Annotated in this window: 19 protein-coding genes; 5 read left to right on the top strand and 14 right to left on the bottom strand. The window is 67.5% G+C overall.

Annotated features, from left to right (window positions below):
- Positions 1-179: 179 nt before the first annotated feature.
- Positions 180-659, top strand: coding sequence for an REP-associated tyrosine transposase (locus JMO03_RS03000; RefSeq protein WP_202840073.1), 480 nt, complete (start codon positions 180-182; stop codon positions 657-659).
- A gap of 402 nt (positions 660-1,061) precedes the next feature.
- Here the strand turns inward: JMO03_RS03000 and pilB are convergent, their stop codons facing one another.
- From pilB to JMO03_RS02975, 5 genes are all read right to left on the bottom strand, one after another.
- Positions 1,062-2,789 (bottom strand): type IV-A pilus assembly ATPase PilB, encoded by a 1,728-nt coding sequence (gene pilB, locus JMO03_RS02995; RefSeq protein WP_202840071.1) that lies wholly within the window; start codon positions 2,787-2,789, stop codon positions 1,062-1,064.
- A gap of 320 nt (positions 2,790-3,109) precedes the next feature.
- Positions 3,110-3,514 carry a GtrA family protein gene (locus JMO03_RS02990; protein WP_202840069.1) on the bottom strand — a complete coding sequence of 135 codons (405 nt, stop codon included), beginning with the start codon at positions 3,512-3,514 and terminating at the stop codon, positions 3,110-3,112.
- Position 3,515: 1 nt separating this feature from the next.
- On the bottom strand, positions 3,516-4,253 hold the full coding sequence (locus JMO03_RS02985) for an SDR family oxidoreductase (protein ID WP_202840067.1): 738 nt from the start codon (positions 4,251-4,253) through the stop codon (positions 3,516-3,518).
- The gene (locus JMO03_RS02980; RefSeq protein ID WP_202840065.1) at positions 4,250-5,539 is read right to left on the bottom strand and encodes an FAD-binding oxidoreductase; all 1,290 of its coding nucleotides are present in this window, start codon (positions 5,537-5,539) and stop codon (positions 4,250-4,252) included. The genes JMO03_RS02985 and JMO03_RS02980 overlap by 4 nt, the downstream gene beginning before the upstream one ends.
- 1 nt (position 5,540) lies before the next feature.
- The gene (locus JMO03_RS02975) at positions 5,541-6,932 is read right to left on the bottom strand and encodes a UbiA family prenyltransferase (RefSeq protein ID WP_202840106.1); all 1,392 of its coding nucleotides are present in this window, start codon (positions 6,930-6,932) and stop codon (positions 5,541-5,543) included.
- A gap of 224 nt (positions 6,933-7,156) precedes the next feature.
- On the opposite strand from JMO03_RS02975, the gene JMO03_RS02970 reads away from it, so the two are divergent.
- Together JMO03_RS02970 and JMO03_RS02965 are read left to right on the top strand one after the other, a co-directional pair.
- Complete coding sequence (locus JMO03_RS02970; RefSeq protein WP_202840062.1) at positions 7,157-7,912, top strand: class I SAM-dependent methyltransferase; 756 nt, start codon at positions 7,157-7,159, stop codon at positions 7,910-7,912.
- Entirely contained in the window at positions 7,899-8,252 is a 354-nt protein-coding gene (locus JMO03_RS02965) for an EamA family transporter (protein ID WP_202840060.1), read from the top strand. Before JMO03_RS02970 ends, JMO03_RS02965 begins: the two co-directional genes overlap by 14 nt.
- Before the next feature lie 10 nt (positions 8,253-8,262).
- On the opposite strand, the gene JMO03_RS02960 is transcribed toward JMO03_RS02965, so the two are convergent.
- The 9 genes from JMO03_RS02960 to JMO03_RS02920 form a co-directional block, all read right to left on the bottom strand.
- Positions 8,263-9,117 (bottom strand): class I SAM-dependent methyltransferase, encoded by an 855-nt coding sequence (locus JMO03_RS02960; RefSeq protein WP_202840058.1) that lies wholly within the window; start codon positions 9,115-9,117, stop codon positions 8,263-8,265.
- Between the two features lie 37 nt (positions 9,118-9,154).
- The gene (gene asnB, locus JMO03_RS02955; protein ID WP_202840056.1) at positions 9,155-11,002 is read right to left on the bottom strand and encodes an asparagine synthase (glutamine-hydrolyzing); all 1,848 of its coding nucleotides are present in this window, start codon (positions 11,000-11,002) and stop codon (positions 9,155-9,157) included.
- A gap of 2 nt (positions 11,003-11,004) precedes the next feature.
- Positions 11,005-12,072 carry a glycosyltransferase family 2 protein gene (locus JMO03_RS02950; protein ID WP_337926347.1) on the bottom strand — a complete coding sequence of 356 codons (1,068 nt, stop codon included), beginning with the start codon at positions 12,070-12,072 and terminating at the stop codon, positions 11,005-11,007.
- The gene (locus tag JMO03_RS02945) at positions 12,069-13,574 is read right to left on the bottom strand and encodes a hypothetical protein (protein WP_202840054.1); all 1,506 of its coding nucleotides are present in this window, start codon (positions 13,572-13,574) and stop codon (positions 12,069-12,071) included. Before JMO03_RS02945 ends, JMO03_RS02950 begins: the two co-directional genes overlap by 4 nt.
- Positions 13,575-13,706: 132 nt before the next feature.
- Complete coding sequence (locus tag JMO03_RS02940) at positions 13,707-15,446, bottom strand: hypothetical protein (protein WP_202840051.1); 1,740 nt, start codon at positions 15,444-15,446, stop codon at positions 13,707-13,709.
- 145 nt (positions 15,447-15,591) lie between these two features.
- Positions 15,592-16,026, bottom strand: coding sequence for a pilin (locus JMO03_RS21330; RefSeq protein ID WP_202840050.1), 435 nt, complete (start codon positions 16,024-16,026; stop codon positions 15,592-15,594).
- Positions 16,027-16,310: 284 nt separating this feature from the next.
- Positions 16,311-17,027 carry a hypothetical protein gene (locus JMO03_RS02930; protein ID WP_202840047.1) on the bottom strand — a complete coding sequence of 239 codons (717 nt, stop codon included), beginning with the start codon at positions 17,025-17,027 and terminating at the stop codon, positions 16,311-16,313.
- Positions 17,028-17,266: 239 nt separating this feature from the next.
- Positions 17,267-18,670, bottom strand: coding sequence for a sigma-54-dependent transcriptional regulator (locus tag JMO03_RS02925; RefSeq protein WP_202840045.1), 1,404 nt, complete (start codon positions 18,668-18,670; stop codon positions 17,267-17,269).
- 627 nt (positions 18,671-19,297) lie between these two features.
- Entirely contained in the window at positions 19,298-20,920 is a 1,623-nt protein-coding gene (locus JMO03_RS02920; RefSeq protein ID WP_238345841.1) for a sensor histidine kinase, read from the bottom strand.
- Positions 20,921-21,104: 184 nt separating this feature from the next.
- On the opposite strand from JMO03_RS02920, the gene sucC reads away from it, so the two are divergent.
- Together sucC and sucD are read left to right on the top strand one after the other, a co-directional pair.
- Positions 21,105-22,274, top strand: a complete 1,170-nt coding sequence (sucC, locus tag JMO03_RS02915) for an ADP-forming succinate--CoA ligase subunit beta (protein ID WP_202840043.1) — start codon at positions 21,105-21,107, stop codon at positions 22,272-22,274.
- A gap of 119 nt (positions 22,275-22,393) precedes the next feature.
- Positions 22,394-23,269 carry a succinate--CoA ligase subunit alpha gene (gene sucD, locus JMO03_RS02910; protein ID WP_202840041.1) on the top strand — a complete coding sequence of 292 codons (876 nt, stop codon included), beginning with the start codon at positions 22,394-22,396 and terminating at the stop codon, positions 23,267-23,269.
- The last annotated feature ends 184 nt before the right edge of the window (positions 23,270-23,453 follow it).

The following is a 23,453-nucleotide window of genomic DNA, read 5'->3' as shown; positions in this document are numbered from 1 at the left end:
GATCGGCAGATGCGTCGAGATTCCGGTCGCGCCTGAAGGCGCTCCTACGGGCCGATGGGCCGTTGTAGGAGCGGCTTCAGCCGCGACCCGCGCCCGCACGGCACGACGCGGGATTCCCTGACATCGCGCGCCCGGTCGCCCCGACGGCCCCGCCCCGCGCATGCCGGCACCCTGCGTGAATGCAGAACGAACGCCGACTCCCGCAACGCGGCCACGCCGCCCTTCGCCGGGGCAGGGTGTCGTTGCCGGGGCAGGTCTACCACCTGAGCTTCGCCACCCACCTGCGCCACCGGCTGTTTGTCGATCCCGATGCCGCCAGCGCGGCGGCCCGCTGTTTCCTGCTCCGCCACGAGCGCACCGCAAGCGCCATGCTGGCCTGGGTGCTGATGCCCGACCATGCCCACTGCCTCCTGCAACTGGGACGCGATTGCGCGCTCCAAGAGGTGGTCGCGCGGCTGAAGGGCCGGTGTGCCAGGGAGGTCAACCGTGCGCTGGAGCGGTCGGGGCCGGTCTGGGGCCGGGCCTATTACGACCGCGCCCTGCGCGCGGAGGACGACCTTCGCGCGGTCGCGCGCTACATCGTGGCCAACCCGCTCCGCGCGGGATTGGTGACGCGCCTGGGCGACTATCCGTACTGGGACGCGGCGTGGCTTGACTGAATCGTGGTCGGTCGCGCCTGAAGGCGCTCCTACAGGGCGATGGGGCGGCTGTAGGAGCGGCTTCAGCCGCGACCCACGACCGTCGCATCCGGGTCCCGTGGTTCTCGCCCGGGACCGTTCGTCGGGGCCCAGGGTGCGATGCGCTGCCGGTCGCGCCTGAAGGCGCTCCTACAGGGCGATGGGGCGGTTGTAGGAGCGGCTTCAGCCGCGACCCGCGAATGTCTTCCACAGGCCGCGCTGTTCTCGCCCGGAGCATTCGTCGGCACCCGGAGCTGCCACGCATTGCCGGTCGCGCCTGAAAGCGCTCCTACGGATGGGGGCTTGTAGGAGCGCCTTCAGGCGCGACCCGCGACGCCGCCTGCCGCACCGGAAAACCGCGCCCGCACGACAGCCCGACCCGCCTCAATCCTTGGTCACGCGGTTGATCTCGGCCAGGCTGGTGACGCCCTTGCGGACCTTGAGCAGGGCCGACTGGCGCAGGTCGCGCACGCCCGCGGCCTGCGCGGCCTTGGCGATCTCGATCGCATTGCCGCCCTGCAGGATGATGGTCGCGATCTGGTCGCTCATCGGCATCACCTGGTACACGCCGGTCCGGCCCTTGTAGCCGGCGGTGCACTCGTCGCAACCCACCGGCTCGTACACGGTGAAGCCGGTCGCGATCTCTTCCTCGGTGAACCCCTCGGCAAGCAACGCATGGTCCGGGATCACGGCCGCGCGCTTGCAGCGGTCGCACAGCCGCCGCGCTAGGCGCTGCGCGATCACCAGCGTCACCGAGCTGGTGATGTTGTACGGCGCGATGCCCATGTTCATCAGGCGGGCGATGGTCTGCGGCGCGTCGTTGGTGTGCAGGGTCGACAGCACCATGTGGCCGGTCTGCGCCGCCTTGATCGCGATCTCGGCCGTCTCCAGGTCGCGGATCTCGCCGACCATGATGATGTCCGGGTCCTGGCGCAGGAAGCTGCGCAACGCGGCGGCGAAGGTCATGCCGCGCTTCTCGTTCTGCTGCACCTGGTTGACGCCCGGCAGGCGGATTTCCACCGGGTCCTCGGCGGTGGAGATGTTGCGGGTTTCGTCGTTGAGGATGCCCAGCGCGGTGTACAGGCTCACCGTCTTGCCCGAGCCGGTGGGGCCGGTGACCAGCACCATGCCGTACGGCTTGTGGATCGCCTCTAGGAACAGCGCCTGCTGCTCGGGCTCGTAGCCCAGCTTCTCGATGCCCAGCCTGGCCGCGCTGCCGTCGAGGATGCGCAGCACCACCTTCTCGCCGAACAGGGTGGGCAGGGTGCTCGCGCGGAAGTCGATCTGCTTGGTCTTGCTCAGGTTGAGCTTGATGCGGCCGTCCTGCGGCACGCGCTTCTCGGCGATGTCCAGCTGCGCCATCACCTTCAGGCGGGCGGTGATGCGCTGGTTGAGCTTGACCGGCATCTTCGCCGTCTGCTTGAGGATGCCGTCGATGCGCAGGCGCACGCGGTAGTCGGTCTCGTAGGGCTCGAAGTGGATGTCCGACGCCCCGCGCCGGATCGCATCGATCAGCACCTTGTTGACGAACTTCACCACCGGGGTGTCGTCGATCTTGCCTTCGGCGCCGGGGTCGCGCGCGTCGTCCTCGATGCCCGAATCGAGGTCCAGGTTCTCCAGCCCGTCGCTGTCGCCGAGGGCGTCGCCGAAGCTGTCCTGGCTCTGCTGCCACAGCTCCAGGGTGCGGCGCAGGCTCTCCTCGTCGATCAGGATCGGCTCCACCACCAGGTTGGTGTGGAACTTCACCTCGTCCAGGGCGTGGCTGTCGGTGGGGTCGGCCATGCCCACGAACAGCTTGTTGCCGCGCTTGTATAGCGGCAGCACCTTGTGCTTGCCCAGCAGTTCCTCGCTGACCAGCTTGACCGCGCTCTGGGCCGCGTCCATCGCCGATGGGTCGAAGATCGGCATGCCGAACTCCATCGAGTTCGCCGCCGCCATCTGCGCCGCGGTGACCAGCTTGTGCTCGCGCAGGTAGATCGCGACCTGCTTGCGCTCGGCGCTCGCTTTGTCCAGCGCTTCACGCGCTGCCGCGTCGTCCAGGGCGCCATCGAGTACAAGGCGGCGGGCGATACCGGTAATGCCGACCAGATTGGCACTTGGAGTAGCGCTCATTTTCGTGTCACCCCCGGGCAGGACATCCTGGACTTTATCGCAACTGTCGCTCGTTGCACTACTGGCGAAGGCCGGTGCCACTCGACTCCAGGCGCCGAAAGCACGCCCGATCGTACATGCCGGGCACCGGGCGCGAACTGGCGCAGTTGGTCCAGGCAACGACCTAGACGCACCACCCGCGCGGCCGTTGACATCGAGGGCAGGCGCCGGGCCGGAGAGGCCCGGCGGACAGCATCGCCGGCCCGCACGCCGCCGTGCAAGCGCGGGCCCCGGCCCACGACAGGAGCCCGCTCGATGGCCGACGCCCGGCTGCGCGACCGTCAGGCGCGCGCGCCGGTGAAGACGAAGTGCTTGTCGAGCCGATACTTGATCGCGTAGCCCACGGCCAGCCCGAGCACGCCACCGAGGTAGCGCATCGCGTCACTGCGGAAAAGCAGGTGAAACAGGTACTCGGTACCCCAGAACACGAGCGTCGTGAGCACACCCGCTGCGGCGTAAAGGATGAACGTGCGGGCCTCATGCAGCCGTCCACTCGATACATGCGAGAAGATCCAGCGCTTGTCGAGCACGTACTTGGCAACGAGGCCGGTCGCCGTCCCGGCAAGGATCGAAGCGGGAATCGCCCATCCGTGTTCGAGGATCGCTATCACGGAAACCTGCGTCGCGATATTGACCGCGATCGAGAACGCCGCGAACAGCGCGTAGAGCGCGGCCAGTCTCAGCACGTCACAGATCCAGGCGCCTGAACACCGGTTCCGGAATCATGCGGATCAACGCCATGATGGGCCGCCAGAAGAAGGGCAGGTACACGACGCCGCGTCGACGCCCGATCGCCCTGCGGATTCCGGTCGCGATGCGGTGCGGTTCCACCCAAAGCGCGCCCTTGCGGAAGGCGGCGGTCATGGGCGTATCCACGAACCCGGGCTTGATGGTGAGAACATGGACGCCGGTTCCCCGGAAACGCTGGCGCAATCCGCTTGAGTAGGCTGTCGCTGCGGCCTTGGCGCTTCCATACAGGTAGTTGCTGGCCCGACCCCTGTCGCCGGCGACGGATGAGATCACCGCAAGCGTGCCGTGCCCCTTCTTTTCGAATCGTCCGGCCAGCCGATCCATCAGGAGAATGGTGGCGGTCGCGTTGGTATTGAATTCGCGTAGTGCCAGCGTCGCATCAGTCGCGCAGGCGCGGGCGTCGGGCAGGGTGCCGTGTGCCAGCAATGCGACGTCCACGCCCTCCAGGCTTCGCCATGCCGCTTCGATGGCCTCCTCGTGTCGATCGAAATCGAGGACGTCCAGCACCGCGAAGTCGGCTTTCGCCGCCCCCCGCGCAACCAGGTCCTGCGCAATCGCCCGTAGTCGCTCCCGCGATCTTCCGCACAGGAACAGCATGCTGCCGGCCTCCGCCTCCTGGCGCGCGTAGTGTTCCGCGATGGCCGAGGTTGCGCCTACGATCAGGATCCTGTTCATGCTTCTCCCATGACCCGACGCCACAGGCCCGACGAGAACCGGGGGTCCCGGTACCCGTCGAACTCGGCCAGTCGGGGAAACGATGCCGCGAACGTCGATGGCGACATGCGCGCGTCCTTGGCTGGATAGATCGCGCCGCCCGCGGCCACTACGATCCTGTCGAGCTGGTCCAGCAGGTCCAGCGTCCTCCGCCCCCGGAAGGGGAAGTCCATCGCCAATGTCGTGCCGGGCCGGCAGAATGAAAGCAGCCCGGGCCCGTGTCGCTCACCGAACTGCTTGAGGACGACGAGGAACGAGCCGGTTTTGCTGGCCGCGATGCGGTCCAGCAGTTCCGCGATGGCCGGCTCGGCCTGTGCCGGTGGAATCACGCACTGGTGCTGTAGGAATCCATGTGGACCGTACATGCGGTTCCAGTGTGCGATGCGGTCGAGCGGCTGGAAGAACGAAGGCAGCGACAATTGCCGGCGCGAAGGCCGAAGGGGCCCGCGCCGGTAGTAGAGCGCGTTGAAAGCACGCAGGCTCATCGGGTTCACCAGCGAGAAGGGCGGCGTCACCGGAACCGCCAGCGCCCGTTGGCTGGGCGGCCCGGTTCCAGCCGCATGGTCGGCCGCCATGAACACGCCCCGGCCCAGCGACTTGCCGCCTGCCAGACTGTCGACCCAGGCGACGCTGTACTCGCGCCGCGCGTGTTCGCCTGCCAGGCTGAAGAATCCCGCCAGATTGCCGAACCGCTGCACGCATGCGTCGAGCGTAGCGCCCCGAATGGGCCGCAGGCGCAGCACCGCCCGTGTGATCAGCCCGGTCAAGCCGAGTCCGCCGACAGTGGCGCGAAACCAGTCGCGTTCAACGTCTTGGCGGCAGAGGCGCCTCGAGCCGTCGCTGCGCAGCAGTTCGAATTCCACAACGTGGTCGCCGAAGCTGCCCATGCGTGCATGATTCTTTCCATGCACATCGTTGGCGATGGCCCCGCCCACGGTCACTTGCAGCGTGCCCGGCATCACCGGCAGGCACCATCCCCGGGGAACGACGAGCCGCTGGATTTCCGATAGCAGCACGCCGCTCTCGCAGTCCAGGGTCCCGTTCTCCACGTCCAGCGCGATGTAGCGGTCCATGCCCCGCGTGAGCAGCAGCGTACCGCCGGGGTTGAGGCAGCTGTCGCCGTAGCTGCGACCATTCCCGTACGCGAGCGCCAGGCCGCGGAAAACGGGCAGGGTGGCGCTTCGGTCGCGGACCGCGACCAACTCGTGTTGCGGCGCGCGCGGGTACCCGCCCCAGGAGCCCGTCATCTCAGATCGCCCCCAGCACCACCGCGGCGAACAGCGCGGCCACCACCAGGCTGACGCGGTCGGTCGCCGCGAACACCACCGGGTCGTCGTGCATCCTGCCGCGCCGCACCAGCGACCAGGCCCGGCTTACCCAGTACAGCAGCAGCGGGCACAACAGCCAGAGCAGTTGCGGACGCGAATAGAGTTCGACGCTTTCCGCGCTGTTGATGTACAGCGCCAGGACGAGCACGGCCAGATAGCCTGCCGATCCACCCAGGGACTGCAGCAGGGGCAGGTCGTCGCCGGCGTAGCCGCGGCCTGCCGCCTGGGTGATCCCTGCCGTCGACAGCCCGTGGAGTTCGGTGTATCGCTTCAGCATCGCCAGGCTGAGGAACAGGAACATCGAGAACGCGAGGAGCCAGAACGACAACGGCACCCCGATGGCGACCGCGCCGCCGACGATGCGGATGGTGTACAGGCCCGCGAGCAGCAGCACGTCGAGCATGTGCACGGTCTTGAAGTGCAGCGAATACGCCAAAGTGGCGCTGTAATAGACCACCAAGACCAGCAGGAACGCCGGTGAACAGAGCCACGCGAGGGCGAATCCCGACGCTGCGAGCAGCGGCGCGGCGATCAGGCCGTGCAGCACGGGCAAGGCACCAGCCGCAAACGGCCGCTGTCGCTTGCGCGGATGCCGGCGATCGGATGGGAGGTCCAGCAGGTCATTCAGGAGGTACACGCCCGAAGCACACAGGCTGAAGGCCGCAAAGGCCAGCAGGGCTTGCGAGGCAGCCACCGGATCGGTGAAGCGATGGGCCGCCAGCAGCGGCGCGAGTACGAGCAGGTTCTTCAGCCACTGATGCGGACGGATGGCCTTGAGCCACGCGGCTGGCCTTGAAGCCGTCGACGGCCAGTGGGATTCGACCTCGGTGACCGCCGCAGCCCGCCGCGCCAGCGCGGTCGGCGCGTTGACCACGCGGGCTCGCCGGGCGTGAGGCCACACGAACATGTCCGCCGGACTGTTGCCGGTGTAGTCGAAGCCGCGTTCGCCGAATCGCTCCACCAGTGCCTCGGCCTTGGCTCTGCCCTCCAGGTTGCGCTGGCCGTCGCTGGCCAGGGTGAGCTCGAACAGTTGCAGGTGATCGGCGACCGGGCGGGCGAGCAACTCGTCGGCTGCAGTGCACAGCACGCGCGGGCGTGCCTTGGTAGTCCGTAGATACTCGATGACCCGGGGGTCGTATGGCAGGAAGGCTGCATCAATCCGGACACGCCGGGCGACTTCGCGCTTCAGCCGCGCCTTGCCGCGGAAAAGCCAGAACGGAAGGAGAAACAGGCAGAGCGGCTTCACCCGCAGGAGTAGCAGGATCGACTCATGCAGCAGGTCGGTACGAAGCAAGGTTCCATCGAGATCGATGCACTCTGCCACATGGCCCACTCAACCCTCCCCTGGCGGCCGATTCGCGCCGCTTCGCCCCTTTTTGCGGCAGACCATGGCGCTATGCGGTCGCGCTTTCGAACCGGCCCGGATGGTAGCATGCGCCCGGGCCAGCACGCTGCGGGCGGCGTAACTGCAGCGGGGCCACCTGTCGCGGCCATCGGAGCGAACTATGGCCGTCCACTTCAGCGGGGAAGTCTTGAATGGAAGGGTCAAAGGTCTACTCCTCCGACTTCTACGCGTACAACAACCGGGTCGCACTTGCATCCGCAAGCGCCGTGATTCCGACAGTGGCTGCTTCTCTCTCGCCAGGCAGCGTCCTGGACGTCGGCTGCGGCGTTGGCGCCTGGTGCCGTGTCTGGCTGGAGAATGGTGCGGACACGGTGATCGGCACGGATGGCGCCTACGTGGACCGTGATCGACTGCTCGTGGAGGCGGACCGGTTCGTTCCCGCGGATCTGGCGCAGCCGTTCGACCTGGGACGGCACTTCGATCTGGTCATGTCGCTGGAAGTAGCGGAGCACGTTCCCGAAGCGCAGGCCGACACGTTCGTGGCCAACCTCGTGCGCCACGGCGAGGTGATCCTTTTTTCTGCGGCAGTGCCGGGCCAGGGCGGTGAATACCACGTCAACGAACAGCCGCTTGAGTACTGGAAAGAAAAATTCCATGCCCTTGGGTACCAGTGTTTCGATCCGTTCCGGCCGTTGCTCCGCGACAACGCGGCAGTAGCCCCTTGGTACCGGTTCAATACGCTGCTGTACGTCGCCGAGCCGGCGATCGCCACTCTGGATGGCCGCGTACTGGCGTCGCGGGTGGAAGAGGGGCAGCCTCTCGGGGATAGTTCGCCGCTGTGGTGGCGCCTGCGCAACGGTGCCCTCGGGCTACTGCCTAATGCAATGGCCGATGCGCTGGCCCGCGCGAGAAGTAGTTGGGTAAGGATGCGCCATGCGCGGGCTTAGCCCGTTCTTGCTGTTGCTGCTTGGCCTGGCCGCACTGTTCGCCACCGCCGGACAACTTCTGTTCAAGCTGGGCGCGCAAAACGCCAGCCACTTGAAGGACTTCTTCAACGTCCATATCGCGCTGGGCCTGACGTCCTACGGCCTGGGCACCGTCCTGTGGATCATCACCCTGTCGCGCCTGCCGCTCAAGGTCGTCTACCCGTTCGTCGCCCTGACCATGGTCATGGTGTATCTGGGCGCGGCATTGCTCCTGGGCGAGCGGATCACCCCCCGCGGGGTGGCGGGCACCCTGGTGGTACTGGCCGGTCTGGCGCTGATTCTGGTCGATACCGGCAGCTGAGTCGACGGCGTCAACCCCCTTGGATCCGGCCGCCGAATTTCCAGGAGTTTCCATTCCGCAGGATCACATAGGTCGAGTCCGCGGCGATCGCCGGATTGGAGCGCAGCCAGTCATCCACCTCTGTCCTGGAAATGTAAGCCGTCTGTGGAGTCACCAGCTGGTCGAAGGCGACGTGGCGAAAAAAGGCGAAGTCGCGCCGGGCGATCCACATCGAGTAGTCGAATAGCGGCAGCCATCCGAGCCCTCGCGCCAGACGGTTGGTGCCGGCGGCCGTGACCAGCGACAGCAGTTTCGCGTACAGAAAGTACGGCGCCACCATCGGCGTCGCCAGAACGTACTTGGTCACCCACCAGGGCAGGTGGCAGGCCACGCGCCGCACCGGTTCCACGACCAGTCTCACTACCGCGTTGCCTTCGCGCGCGTACACCCAGCAGTGGAAGCGTCCGCCAGGTCGGGTGTTGCGCACGACGGAGTCGAACCCTGCGCGCGGTCGCTTGAGGTGGTGCAGCACGCCGATGCAATAGGCGATGTCGAACCCGCCCGATTCGAAAGCAACCAGATCGTCCTGCACGATCTCCCATGCCACCGGACTGCTACGCATGTTCTCGCGGGCCGAGCGTACCGAGTCGCCAAGCTCCACCCCGACCAGTCGCGCCGGCTCCCAATCGGCCGCATGCACCATCAGGCTCCCATTGCCGCAGCCAAGCTCGAGCACCTCGCGCCCCCGGAAATCCTCCGGCGACAGCGGCGCAAGCCATTCCGCGAACTGCGCGGCGGTGTAGACAGAACCGCCGGGCAGGTTGTTCCACGAGGTCGAGAAGGCCTGCGCGGTAGAACTGTCGCTCGAACCCGTGGTGGATTGCATATGGCTATCCGTTTGTCCTTTCCTGTGTCCGGTCGTACTAGGAACCCGCATGCTCGCCGCCCAGGAGCAGTCTCGCCCAAAGCGCGAGCCTGTGGTCGGCCCGTCGGTGGCGGTGCTGGTCGAGCATTCGCGCCCAGAAGCCCGAATCATCCGTGCCCGGCAGGCCGAGGTCGAGCGAGCCATCGGCGAACCACTGTCCTACCGGCATCGCGAAACCCTGTTTGCGGCGATGAACGATGCCTGCCGGGAGAATACGCTCCGCGGCTTGCTTGAGCAGCCATTTGGTGGTCCCGCCGCGCAGCTTGAGCCTTGCCGGCAGGCGTCGGGCGAAGTCGGCGACCTCGATATCGAGGAATGGCGAACGGACCTCCAGCGAATTGAGCATGCTGGCGCGGTCGACCTTGGGCAGGATGTCGTCCTGCAGGTACAGGCGCACGAAGAATCCCGTCGCGCGGTCGACCGGATCATCGCTGCGGCAGTCGTCCCACGCGTCGATCGCCTCGCTGTAGAGCTCTTCCGCATCGATCGGGGCTCCCTCCAGTTCTCCCAGCTCGCGTACCGAGAGCGGTCCCATCCAGGCCGGCAGGTGCATCGGTGGCGGGTGATCCAATCCCCGGAGGGTCCGCTTCAGGCGGAAGTCCAGGCTCATGTACGAATGCGAGACCGGGAAGGCTCCGGCCGCCAGCACCAAGCCTGCGTGCAGCGTGTGCGGTACCAGGCGCGCGTACCAGGCGGCGTAGCGAAGCGCCTTGAACGGGTCGTAGCCGGCGAACAGTTCGTCGGCACCATCGCCGCCGAGCGCGACGGTCACAGTGCGCCGCGCGTGCCGGCACAGAAGATACGTGGGCAGCAACGAGGAGTCGGCGATGGGTTCGTCAAGCCGATCGGCCAGACCAGGAAGTTCCGCCAGCGCGTGGCGGACCGACAGCACCTGCACGTCGTGCTCCGAGCCGATCAGGCGGGCCACCTCGCGCGCGTGCGGCGACTCGTCGAAACTCGCCTCGTCGAACCCGATCGAGAACGACTTCAGACGGTCGCCACCGGTATGGCGCGCCGCGAGCGCGGCAACCAGCGAGGAGTCGACGCCTCCGCTCAGGAACGCCCCCACGGGGACGTCGGCAACCAGCCGCCGGGCCACGGCCGCGTCGAGCCGCTCCAGGAGTTCATCGACTAGTCTTCCTTCGGCGGCAGCGGGCACTTCCTCCGGCTCCGCCTGCCAGGACCACCAGCGGCGCACGGTTGCGCGCATGCTCTCCAGGTCGAGTGTCAGCGAGTGTCCGGCGGGCAGTTTCAGCACCCCCCTATACAGAGTGCGCGGGGCCGGCAGGTAGCCGTATGCGTAATACTTCCGCAGCGAGAGCGGGTCCAGTTCGCGGGGCGTGGACGGGTGCAGCCGCAGCGCGCCCAGTTCGGAGGCGAACACGAAATCGTTCCCGGGCGACGTGTAGTACAGCGGCTTCTTGCCGAAACGGTCGCGTGACAGGAACAGCGAGTTGCGATCGCGGTCGTAGATCACGAACGCCCACATGCCGTTGAGCCTGGGCAACAGCGCTTCTCCCCAATGCCGGTATCCCAGCAGGAGGACCTCCGTATCCGAATGGTGGCTGCTGAAACGCGCGCCACAGGCTTCAAGTTCGCGCCGTATCTCCGCGAAGTTGTAGATCTCGCCGTTGTACACGATCGACAGCGCGCCATCGCTGGTCGACATCGGTTGCCCGCCGCCTGCGGGATCGAGCACAGACAGTCGCCGGTGGCCCAGGTGGACGCGCCGGTCCCGGTCGACCAGGTAGCCGTACGCGTCCGGACCACGGTATGCGATGCGATCTGCCATGCGCTGGAGGATGGCCTCGTCACCACTGCCTGCGAAACCGGCGATCCCGCACACGTTCAGGCGTCTTCGCGCGGGGCGGACTGGACGACTCGCGCGATGCGGTAGACAGACTTGGCCTGCGATTCGTGGTAGGTGCGGTTGAGCATCTCGGCCAGCAGTCCCATCAGGATGCTCAGCACGCCGATCGAAAACATCATCACCGCCAGGGTCGGCAGCGGCGTGAGGATCAGCGAGGTGCCCTGCAGCACCTTCAGCGCGAGCGCCGCGGCGAGCGTCGCGAACGAGAACAGCATCGCCACGATGCCGAATCCGCCGAATACGTAGATTGGCTTGTTCGCATAGCGGAACAGGAATTTCACGACGAGCAGGTCGAGCACCACCTTGACCACCCGCTCGATTCCGTACTTGGACTGGCCATGGACGCGCGGGTGATGGATGACCTCGAGTTCGGTCACGCGGGCGCCGTTCCATGCGGCGTAGATCGGTACGAACCGGTGCATCTCGCCGTATAGCCGCACCCCTTCGAGGGCACTGCGCCGGTAGGCTTTGAGCGAGCAACCATAGTCGTGCAGGCGCACCCCCGAGACCGCGGAGATCAGGCGGTTGGCCAACCGGCTCGGCAGGTTTCGCCTGAACGCCGCGTCCTTTCGATCTTTTCTCCAGCCCGACACCACGTCGTAGCCCTGGTCGAGCTTGGCGATCATCGCCGCGATATCGGACGGGTCGTTCTGGAGATCCCCGTCCATCGGAACGATGATGTCGCCACGCGACAGGTCGATGCCTGCCATCAGCGCTGCGGTCTGTCCGTAGTTGCGTCCGAAATGGACCACCTTGACCCGCGGATCCTGAGCGGCGATCCCGTCCAGTCGTCGCGGTGAATCGTCCGTGCTGCCATCGTTGACCAGCACCAGTTCCCATGGCCTTCCCAGCCCATCCAGGGCATCGCGGATGCGCGAATACAGCTGCGGGATGTTGTCCGCTTCGTTGTAGATCGGCACGGTGACCGAAACGAACTGGCCGTCGGCCGGTGTTCCGGACGCCGCCGGCTCCGGGGCCGGAGAGCACGGGCGGCCCACGCCCTCGATGTCCATGTCCGTGGGAACGTCGTGCTGTTGGCCATTCACTGCGCAATCTCCTGCTTGGGACGGTCCCTGGTCCTGCCATACAGCTGCCATTCGCCCTGGCTGGCGAGCAGGGCAACAGCGCCATTGGATTTCTCATGCAGCCAGGACGTGGCACTTTCCGGGTGCCTGACCAGAAAATAGTCGTACGCGTCGCCGCGATGCAGATTCCAGTCGAGCGAGTGCGGCATCCATTCGTATCCCTGGTGAATTCCGGTGGCGTCATCGCGGAAGCGTGCCGGGGTGACCCAGTTGCCGGCGAAGTTGAACTCGCACAGCCCGCCACGCTCGGCCTGGTACCAGCAGCCCATATGGAGCAGTAGCGGTGCGTAGGACGCGCGACTCATGGGTGCGAAGGTCATCAGCAGGATCCGTTTCCCCGGCTCCGCCTTTTCCATCACGGCCCGGTAGTGGGTCGTCTCCTGATTGAAGATCGAAGCACGGATACCATGCCAGCCCAGGATCGAAACCGACACCAGTGCCAGTCCGACGGCCATCGTCTGCTCACGGCTCCGCATCCGCGCGACGGTACCGGACTCGAAGCACGCGAAGTAAAGCGGAAGGCCGAAGATGCCGAAACGCTCGTAGGTGAAAAACGTGCCGCCCACGACCTGCGGGAACAGTAATGCCCAGGCGACGTAGGTGGAGAACGCTGCCCATACGGCGGGGTCGCGCCTGATGCGGGCGCCCCAGAGGAACGGGGTGGCAAGCGCAAGCAGGCCGAGGATCTGCCCCGCGTTGGCGGTGGGGGACGAGACCAGCGAGGGCAGGAAGCCGGTCAGCCTGTGCGGGCCAAGCGACCAGACCAGCGGGGCGCTCGCGGTCGGTGAGTCACGCAGGCTTGTGAACAGCCACAGTCCCGCCACCGGGAGAATGGTGAGCAGGGGCAGGCAGCGACGGATCCACTCGCGCAGCCCGCCCCAGGGCGATGCAAGCAGCAGCGCGGCCACGACGCAGAAGAATGCGGCGGTAAGGACGTGGGCAAAGAACAGCAAGTGCAGCCAGAGGGCGATCTTCGCGTACCGCGGCCATACGTCACCGCCGCGGGTGTCCAGCAGGGCGCGCAGGAACAGGAAGCCGAAAGGCGCGGCGACGATGAAGTTGAAGAATCCCCACTGGTATGCAAAGCCGAAGGGCAGCAGCAGAAGCATCCAGTTCCACGCCGCTGGACAGCCCATGCGCCTGCAGAAGCGCCCCGCGGCCCACGGAAACGCGCACACTGCGGCGGCCAGCACCAACTTGAACGCCCAAACGATGCCCACCGCTTCGGCAAGGACGAGCACCAGCCCGTAGCCCAGCCAGTAGGGCGTGAACCAGTTCAACTCGAACAGGCCGGCCCACGCCCAGTCCCCAGCCAGGAGACCGCGCACGGCCGACACCTGTGCCGCGTGCTGCGGCATATCGACCATCGGCGGATAGTGCGAGACCAGGACGGGGATCGCACACAGGAGGCAGGCGAGGGAGAAAAGCTTGTCCTGGCTTCCGGGCTTCAGCGGGAAACTCATCGTGGAGGGATCAGGTGGTGGCGACGGCAGGCAGGCTGGAATGGCAGCGCGTGCGCGGCCAGAGGCGGGATGGCCTTCCGCGGACATGGCACCGATCGTCCGGCGCACGAAGCGGGGTTGCGACGTGGCGGGTCATGGTGTCGGGCAGAACGCCCGTTCCGCCTGGAGTGACGGCTGCGCCGTGCGCAGCTTCGTGACCGTCGTGGTGGCCACCTGCGTCGCGCGCCTGCGCTCTTCCGCCGTGGGCGTGAAACCCAGCGCCGGCAGTTCGCCGCAGAACGCCTCGAGATGGCCCAGGGCGGTGTAGTTGTGCAGATCGGACAGCACCGCCTGCATGATGATGTTGCTCGCCATCTCGCGGTCGCCGAGCAGCGCCGCGGTGACCGCCATGCTGGCCAGCAGCTTCGCGCCGTCCTGCTGGGGGAGCGTGGCGATATTGCGGTAGGCGATGTCGAAGTAGTGCATCGCGGTCTCGTACTCGCCCTTGCCGTAATAGGCCGCGCCCATGTTCAGCGGTACCCGCGCGCTGGTGCTGCCCTTGTTGCGTGCGATCTCCATCAGCTCGCGCGAGGCCTCGTCGGTCATGCCGTAGAGGGTATAGGCATAGATCAGGTTCTCTCGCGCGAGCTGGGACGACGGGTCCTTTTCCACGGACCAGCTCCACAGCACCAGGTCCTCCTTCCACATCGGCACCACCGAGCGCACCACCAGCAGCGAGGCTAGCACCAGCGCCACGCCGAGCGCCCAGGCGGCTCGCGTGGCGGCCACGCTGGCGCGCAGGCGCAGCAGCGCGTACGGCAGCATGGCCAATAGCAGGGCAGTGGGGAAGTACATGAAGCGCTGGTGGATCACGCTGCTGCCGATCGGCAGCGGCATGAGGTGGATCACCGGCAGGTAGGCGCACAGCCAGGCCAGCAGCACCCAGCCCACGCGCCGGCCGCGCAGCGCCAGCGCCACGATCGCCAGACTGACGGCAGAGGCCACTGCGATCGCCGCGGCATGCGCCCGCAGCGTGCCCGATCCCTGCCAGTCGAAGCTGTGCTGCAGGGCATTGCCGGCGAATGGCAGGAAGGTCAGCTGCAGGTACTTGACGACAGCGGTCCCCCACAGGGCGATGCGATGCTCCAGCGAAGTGTCGACCGAGAAGGGAACGTAGCCGTCCATCGCCTGCGCGCGCAGCAGCAGGTAGATCAGGCCGGCGCCGAGGATTGCCGCGTACGCCTTCCATTCGCGCGCAGTGAATCCGTCGGCCAGGACCACCCGGCCGTCCGGCCGCGTGGCGGCCCCGAGCAGCAGTGTCTGGGCTCCGATCGCGATCGGGAGCACCACCACGCTCTCCTTGCACAGCGCGCCGGCGAGAAAGCACGCCGCCAGGGCCAGCGCGCGTGTCCAGTCGCGCCACGCCAGGCCAGCGACCCACAACGCGAGCAGCATCGCGACGCTGGCCATCAGGTCGAAGCGCGCGGAGATCCACAGCACCGCCTCGGTCAGCGCCGGATGCACGATGAAGGCGCTGGTCAGCAGCAGCGGCAGCCAAAGCGCGGTGGCGGATCGTTGCGGCGCCATGGCCAGTGCCGCGCGGCGTGCGAGCAGGTAGACCAGCACGCCCGAGATCGCGTGCCAGGCGAGATTGATCCCGTGCGAGAGTGCCGGGTTGCGTCCGGACGCGATGGCCTCGGCGTAGAGGCTGAACATCGACAACGGCCGGAAGTAACTGGCCTGGTTGAACAGCGGCTGGAGCGCGGAGTGCAGCGCCTCCCCGTACGTGTTGATCCAGGCATAGTCGGTGAGGAAGTATCGATCGTCCCAGACATAGCCGTTGCGCAGCGCCAGGCCGTAGGCGAGCGCCGTCAGCGCCACGATCCAGGTCAAGGGCAGGAGGTCCTGCCGCCACGATTGCCGCATCCCCAATTTTCGATCCCCGATCCCCAGCAGGGGACACGTTAGCCAGCGGAGAGACAAAAGAAAACCCCGGCCAGGGCCGGGGTTTTCGGAGTTGCAGGATACCGCGTTGCGCTTACGGGCGGCACTCGGCCGGGACGTAACGCTCGGTGCCGGCGGTGGTGGTGCACTCCCAGTTGACCGGCGCGGTCGCGGTGGACTGCGACGGGGTGAAGGTAAGGGTCGGAGCAGTATCGGCGCCCGTTGACCGAGTGGCCGTGTAGATGATGCCGTCGGCGATCGAGATGCTGGCGACATAGTCGGTGCCGTTGGCCGGGAAGCTGAAGCCGGCGGCGGCTCCGGTCGACACGGCAGTCGCAAAAATGCCCTGCGACGATGCGGTCTCCGCCACGGCGAGCTTGGCCGGTGCGGTCTGGGCGACGGCTTCCGACACGCGGGCGCGGACGGTGTAGTCCTGGTAGGCCGGCAGGGCGATGGCGACGAGGATGCCGAGGATCGCGATCACGATCATCAGTTCGATCAGGGTGAAGCCTTTCTGGAACGTCTTCATGGTGTATCCCCTAGGAGTGGATGCAATTTCACGTGCCCCGCTGGGCCGGCCGCGCCGGGGTCCTGTGGGCAGCCGTGCAACAGCGCACGTGCGGGGATAGGTTACGCACGATGCGTGCCAAGAACGACGGTCGGTGCGTTGCGGAAATGTGGATTGAGGCCCGTCACAGTCCTGACGGCCTTACCAGGCAGCGACGAGGTGCCATGATGGTCGGATGGCGTCACATTGTGACGTCCTGCGACAGATACTGATGTCGTAGCCGCCTTAGACCCGGCAACCGCGAGTCAGGGCGTGATGGTGCGCACGGGTCGGCCGCTCGTTGCATCGACCAGCATCCGCCCCTCATCGCGCCGGGACACGATCGGCACCAGCCTCAGGTCGTCCGGGGTCGCGCCGACGTCACGCCTATCGGTGATCGGCAGGCCGGCGCCTGCATCAGGCCGCGCGGCCTTGCGGAGCATCTCCGGCGCGACTTCGGCGAAGTCGAGGTAATACTTCGGTGAGCGCTCGACGCCCGCTCCGCCGGCCATGAATTCATCGATGATCAGCCGGCGCTGTTCGGGGTCGTCCGGCATCCGCGTGCCGACGAGCACGGGGCCGGTCCACGACAGGCGTCGCCATTCCGGCCGCGTGCCCTGGGCGAGGTCGTCGTCGGAGATCTCGCTGGCGAATACCAGGGTGAAGGTGTCGGGTGTGCCGACCAGGAACACCGGGCGCGCGGCCCACAGCGTGTGTAGGCCGTAGGCCAGGAACGCGAGCTGGCAGATGGCGATCACGGTGAGGTCGAATTTCAGGCCCCATTTGCCCTTGCGGTAGAGGATCAGGGTGAGCAGCGGGCCGGCGGTGAGGTCGATGCCCAGCATGACCAGCAGGATGCGGTCGAGGCCGGCGACGCGGTACAGGGCGTGCGGGTACCAGAGCAGGAAGGCGGACAGGGCGATGCCGCCGATGACGAGAATGCTCAGGAGCAGGTGCGATCCGGAGGCTTTCCAGCGGTTCATCGGAAGATTCGAGGTGTGGCCCGCGGCGGATTCTTCATGCGATGAGGGTGTGTTGGCAAGTCGGTTACAGGCGCTCCTGCGGGGCGGGGTGGGGGTGTTGCGCGTGTAGGAGCGGCTTCAGCCGCGATGCGTCTGATGAGGGCGACGATGCGGCGGGTGGTCGCGCCTGAAGGCGCTCCTACGGGGCGGTGGCGTGGGCGGTACGTGCGTAGGAGCGGCTTCAGCCGCGATGGGCCACGCTAGTCGATCCCGAGCTTCTTGAGCTTGTAGCGCAGCGCGCGGAAGGTGATGCCCAGCGCGGCGGCGGTCTTGGTCTTGTTGTAGCGGTTTTCCTGCAGCGCCTGCTGGATCGCGGTGCGCTCGATTTCCTCGATGTACGAGGGCAGGGCGCTGCTGGCGGTGTCGAAGGGACTGGTGGTGCGCGGGTCGGCGCCCGCGGCGGCGGGCGCAGGCGTGGCGTGGCCGTGGCCGGCCGGTGGCGGCGGCATCATGCCCGTCGATGCGGGCAGTTGCAGGTCGTCGGCGTGGATGGTGTTGCCGTCGGCCAGGGCGAGCGCGCGCTCGAGGATGTTCTCCAGCTCGCGCACGTTGCCGGGGAAGGCGTAGCCCTGCAGCGCGGCGACGGCGTCGGAGGCGAGCGTGGGCGACGGGCGCTTCATCGCCTTCGAGAGCCGGTCGAGGATCGCCGCCGAGAGCAGCGGCAGGTCGCCGTTGCGCTCGCGCAGCGAGGGCACGGGCAGGCCGATGACGTTGATGCGATAGAACAGGTCGTGACGGAACTTGCCGTCGGCGACCAGCTTCGACAGGTCCTTGTGGGTGGCCGAGAGGATGCGCGTGTCCACCTGCACCTCGTTCTGCGAACCGACCGCCCGCACGCTCTTTTCCTGGATCGCGCGCAGCAGCTTGACCTGCATCTGCAGCGGCAGTTCGGCCACCTCGTCGAGGAACAGGGTGCCGCCGTCGGCGGCCTGGAACAGGCCCGGCTTGTCGCTGTTAGCGCCGGTGAAGCTGCCCTTCTTGTGGCCGAAGAACTCGCTTTCCATCAGCTCCGACGGAATCGCCCCGCAGTTGACCGGGACGAACGGCCCGCCCGCGCGCGAACCCTGGGCGTGGATGGTGCGCGCGACCAGTTCCTTGCCGGTGCCCGATTCGCCGCTGATGTGCACCGGCGCCTGGCTGCGCGCGACCTTGGAGATGGTCTGGCGCAGCGTCACCATCGGCGGCGAGGTGCCGATCAGGCGGCCGGCCTCGTCGGGCTGGGCGAGGCGGCGGGTATTGAGTTCGAGCGCCTGGCGCACCAGGCCGCGCAGCACGTTGATGTCGACCGGCTTGCTGACGAAGTCGAACGCCCCGGCCTTGAGCGCCTCGACCGCGGCCTCGACGTTGCCGTAGGCGGTGATCACCGCGACCGGGGTGGAGGGGAAGCGGGTGGAGATCTCGCTCACCAGTTCCAGGCCGGAGCCATCGGGCAGGCGCATGTCGGTCAGGCACAGGTCGTAGGAGACGGTGCCGAGCATCTGCCGGGCGGCGTGCAGATTGGGCGCGGTATCGGTCCGCAGGCCCATCCGCCCCAGGGTCAGCACCAGCAGTTCGCGGATGTCGTGCTCGTCATCGACGATCAGGGCGCTGCGGTTTTCGTTCATGGAAATGGGGCGGTCGTCGCAAGGTGACCAATATTGACAGTTTTTGACGCAGGTGACGAGGGTGTGGAGACGACGGAATGGCGCCGCAACCTCCGGTCGCAGGCGGCCTCGCCGGTCCGAGGGCCGTGGGCCGTGGCGCGACCGGGAAACCGGCGACTGGCGAGCGGTTCGGGGATGCGATGGCGTGGGGGATGCGATGGGGATGGGGGCGGTCGCGCCTGAAGGCGCTCCTACGGGGCGGGCCGTGTAGGAGCGGCTTCAGCCGCGATGCGTGGGTCGGGGATGGCGACGCGGCGGCCGGTCGCGCCTGAAGGCGCTCCTACGGGGGCGGGGCGTGTAGGAGCGGCTTCAGCCGCGATGCGTGGGTCGGGGATGGCGATGCGGCGGCCGGTCGCGCCTGAAGGCGCTCCTACGGGGGGGCGGGGCGTGTAGGAGCGGCTTCAGCCGCGATGCGTGGGTCGGGGATGGCGACGCGGCGGCCGGTCGCGCCTGAAGGCGCTCCTACGGGGGCGGGGGCGTGTAGGAGCGGCTTCAGCCGCGATGCGTCCGGTCGGCGGTGACGATGCGGCTTGTGGTCGCGCCTGAAGGCGCTCCTACGGGGCTTGCGGAGGGCTGCCGGAATGGGTGCTACGGCTGCAACAGGGCGTGCTGCGGCGGCAGGGTGACGCGGAAGCACGCACCGCCGCCCGGGACCGACACGTACTCCAGTTCCGCTTCGTTGGCGCGGCAGAGCTCGTGGGCGATGTACAGGCCCAGGCCGGTGCCGTTTTCGGAGGTGGTGAAGAACGGGCGGAACAGCTGCGACGCCACGGCTTCCGGAATGCCGGGACCGCGATCGAGGACGCTGATCCTCGGCGTGCGGTCCTCCTGCTCCAGGTGCAGGGCGATGCGCGGCGTCTCGCCGGGCATGTGCCCGTAACGCACCGAGTTGTTGACCAGCGCGGTGACGATCTGCTGCAGGTGGCGCGGATCGAACATCACCGGCAGCCTGGCGAGGTTGCCGGTGACGCGGATCTTCGCGTTGTCCTCCGGCACGATCAGCCGGTATTCCTCGATGAAATGGCGCGCGAAGTTGACCAGGTCGATGCGCTCGGGCTTGGCGCGCTCGCGGCGGGCCAGGCCGAGCACGCTTTCGACGATGCCGTTGGTGCGCAGGCACTGCTGGTGGATGATCTGCAGCAGGCGACGGTCGCTGGTGGACAGGTCGTGCGATTCCTCGAGCAGCTGGGTGGCGTAGCTGATCGCGGCCAGTGGATTGCGGATCTCGTGGGCGAGGCTGGCGGAAAAGCGGCCCATCGCGGCCAGCGTGAGCGACTCGGCGCGGCGCGACAGCATCGAGGTGTCGTCGAGGAACACCAGCGTGGAGTCGCTGGTGGCGAGCAGCCGGGCGAATCGTGGCAGCACGTCGGCCTTGTCGGTGCCGCAGGCCATCGGCGCCTCGTTCTGCTGTCCGTCCTGCAGCCATTGCGCCAGGCGCATCGCCAGCTCGGGCGCGACCTTGGCCAGCTCCTTTCCGTGCATGCCGTGATCGTCGCGGTCTTCTTCGTCGCGCAGCAGCAGTTGCGCAGCCTCGTTGGCCATGCGCACCCGGCCGCCACCGTCGATCAGCATCACCCCGGTGCGCATGCGGCGGATGATCAGTTCGTTGATCTCGGCCAGGTTGGCGGCTTCGGCGCCGCGCTGGTCGGCGAGCTGCTGGGTGGCGCGCACCTGCCGGCCCAGGTGGTGCATCAGTGCGGCGACCGCGAAATAACCGACCGCGAACATCAGCACTTCGGCCAGCGGCCGGTTGGCGTGCACCTGTTCGACGCGATCCCAGGCGTACTCGGCCACCAGCGCGGCCGAGGCCGCCACGGCGAACCCCATGCTCCAGCGCATCGACAGGAACAGCGAGGCGGCGGCGATGTTGAACACCAGCATGAGCGCGATGCCGGGGCCGGCGCCGGGCATCGCGTGCGTGGCCAGCAGGACGACGACGATGTCGATCGAGATGCCCGACACCACGTGCGGCACGAACCCGCCGGGCAGCCGCCGCGCGTGCATGAGCAGGCCGAGCGACAGCAGCAGGTAGGCCGCCGCCACGCCCTGGGCGAGCGAGGGCAGGTGCATCGGCCCGATCAGCGCCCCGACAGGGCTGAAGACCACCAGCGCCAGCAGCGCCGATTCGAGGACCCGGTACAGCGCGAACAGGTACAGCTCGCGACGCAGCGACTGGTGATGGGCGGGGTGGTCTGCGTCGGGTGCGGCCAAGGGGGAGTCGGCGCGATGGGGTGGGCCGGAGTATAGGCGTGGATCGGGCGCCGGGGCGCCGCAGGGCGCGGCCGAGCGCCAACTTTGCCCGCGGGCGGCGCATCGGCGAGAATATGCGGCCGCGTGCCGCCAGCTGGCCTCCGGGTCCGGGCCGCCACGCGATCCTCCCCAGCACGGACCCCACATGAACTTCCACGAATACCAGGCCAAGCAGTTGTTCGCCGACTACGGCATTGCGGTGCCCGCCGGGCGCGTCGCGCGCTCGCCGGAAGAAGCGGTGGACGCCGCGAAGGCGATCGGCGGCGATTTCTGGGTGGTCAAGGCCCAGATCCACGCCGGCGGCCGCGGCAAGGCCGGCGGCGTCAAGCTCGCCCGCAGCCTCGACGAGGTGCGCGAGTACGCCAAGGGCATGCTCGGCACGAAGATGGAGACCTACCAGTCCGCCGGCGTCGCCCTGCCGATCGACAGCGTGCTGGTCACCCAGGCCACCGACATCGCGCAGGAGCTCTACCTCTCGGTGCTGGTGGACCGCAGCACGCAGTCGATCACCTTCATCGCCTCGAGCGAGGGCGGCGTGGAGATCGAGAAGACCGCCGAGGAGAACCCCGACGCGATCCAGACCCTCAACGTCAACTACGTGCAGGGCCTGCAGCCGTACCAGTGCCGCGAGATGGGCTTCGCCCTGGGGCTCAACGCCAAGCAGGTCGGCCAGCTGAGCAAGATCATGCTGGGCCTGTACAAGCTGTTCAACGACAAGGACCTGGCGCTGGTGGAGCTCAACCCGCTGGCGGTGCTCAAGGACGGCAACCTCGCCGTGCTCGACGGCAAGGTCAACTCCGACGACAACGCCAGCTTCCGCCACGCCGACCTGGTCGCGATGCGCGACATCCGCCAGGAGGACGAGACCGAGGTCAAGGCCAGCCAGCACGACCTCAACTACGTGACCATGGACGGCAACATCGGCTGCATGGTCAACGGCGCGGGCCTGGCGATGGCGACGATGGACGTGATCAAGCTCGAGGGCGGCGAACCGGCCAACTTCCTCGACGTCGGTGGCGGCGCCAACAAGGAGCGCGTGACCGAGGCGTTCAAGCTGATCCTCTCCGACGAGGACGTGAAGGCGATCTTCGTCAACATCTTCGGCGGCATCGTCCGCTGCGACATGATCGCCGAGGGCATCATCGCCGCGGTCAAGGAAGTCGACGTCAAGGTGCCGGTGGTGGTGCGGCTGGAAGGCACCAACGTCGAAGAGGGCAAGAAGCTGCTACGCGAGAGCGGGCTGGCGATCACCCCCGCCGACGACATCAACGACGGCGCGAAGAAGGCCGTGGCCGCGGTCAAGCAGGCCGCCTGATACACCCACTTCCATCTTGTCGTCTCGAGCGCAGCGAGAGACCTGCTTTTTCACCGGGTAGCGGGCACCCGGAAGCAGATTCCTCCCTGCGGTCGGAATGACAGCAACAGGACAATCAGATGAGCGTTTTGGTCAACAGGAACACCAGGGTGATCGTGCAGGGCTTCACCGGCCAGCAGGGCACCTTCCACGCCGAGCAGATGCTCGACTACGGCACCAAGGTCGTCGGCGGCGTGACCCCCGGCAAGGGCGGCAGCGAGCACCTCGGCCTGCCGGTCTTCAACACCGTGCGCGACGCGGTCACCGAGACCGGCGCCGATGCGTCCGTCATCTACGTGCCGCCGCCGTTCGCAGCCGACGCGATCCTCGAAGCGGCCGACGCCGGGATCAAGGTGATCGTGTGCATCACCGAGGGCATCCCGGTGCTGGACATGCTGCGGGTCAAGAACGCGCTCAAGGGCTACGACGATGTCGTGCTGATCGGGCCCAACTGCCCCGGCGTGATCACTCCCGGCGAGTGCAAGATCGGCATCATGCCCGGCCACATCCACAAGCCGGGCAAGGTGGGCATCGTTTCGCGCAGCGGCACGTTGACCTATGAAGCCGTCAAGCAGACCACCGACGCGGGCCTGGGCCAGTCGACCTGCATCGGCATCGGCGGCGACCCGATCAACGGCACGAACTTCATCGACGCGCTGAAGCTGTTCCAGGACGATCCGCAGACCGAGGGCATCATCCTGGTCGGCGAGATCGGCGGCAGCGCGGAAGAGGAAGCGGCCGAGTACATCGCCGAGCACGTGACCAAGCCGGTGGTCGGCTTCATCGCCGGCGCCTCGGCGCCGAAGGGCAAGCGCATGGGCCACGCCGGCGCGATCGCCTCGGGCGGCGCCGGCACGGCCGAGGGCAAGTTCGCCGCACTGGAGAAGGCGGGCGTGACCACGGTGAAGTCGCCGGGCGACCTCGGCGCGGCGATCGCGAAGCGCCTGAACGGCTGAGCCCGCCGAAGCGCTTGAATGGCCGACGCGGCGGCGCCTTCCGGTGCCGGCGCCTGAACGGAAGGCCGCCTTCGGGCGGCCTTTCGCGTTGGAGGAGCGGAGGGGGCGCCTGCCGGGGCTGGCTTGTGTCGCCGCGCGCGGCGTCCGCCGTGCGTTGGCGGGGAGGCCTGCCGTAGCGGCGTCG

Origin of the sequence: Luteimonas saliphila, from assembly GCF_016774335.1 — a bacterium.
In the GTDB taxonomy this organism is placed as follows: Bacteria; Pseudomonadota; Gammaproteobacteria; order Xanthomonadales; family Xanthomonadaceae; genus Luteimonas; species Luteimonas saliphila.
Note: the sequence above shows the minus strand (reverse complement) of the source record. Positions and strands in the feature narration are given on the sequence as shown.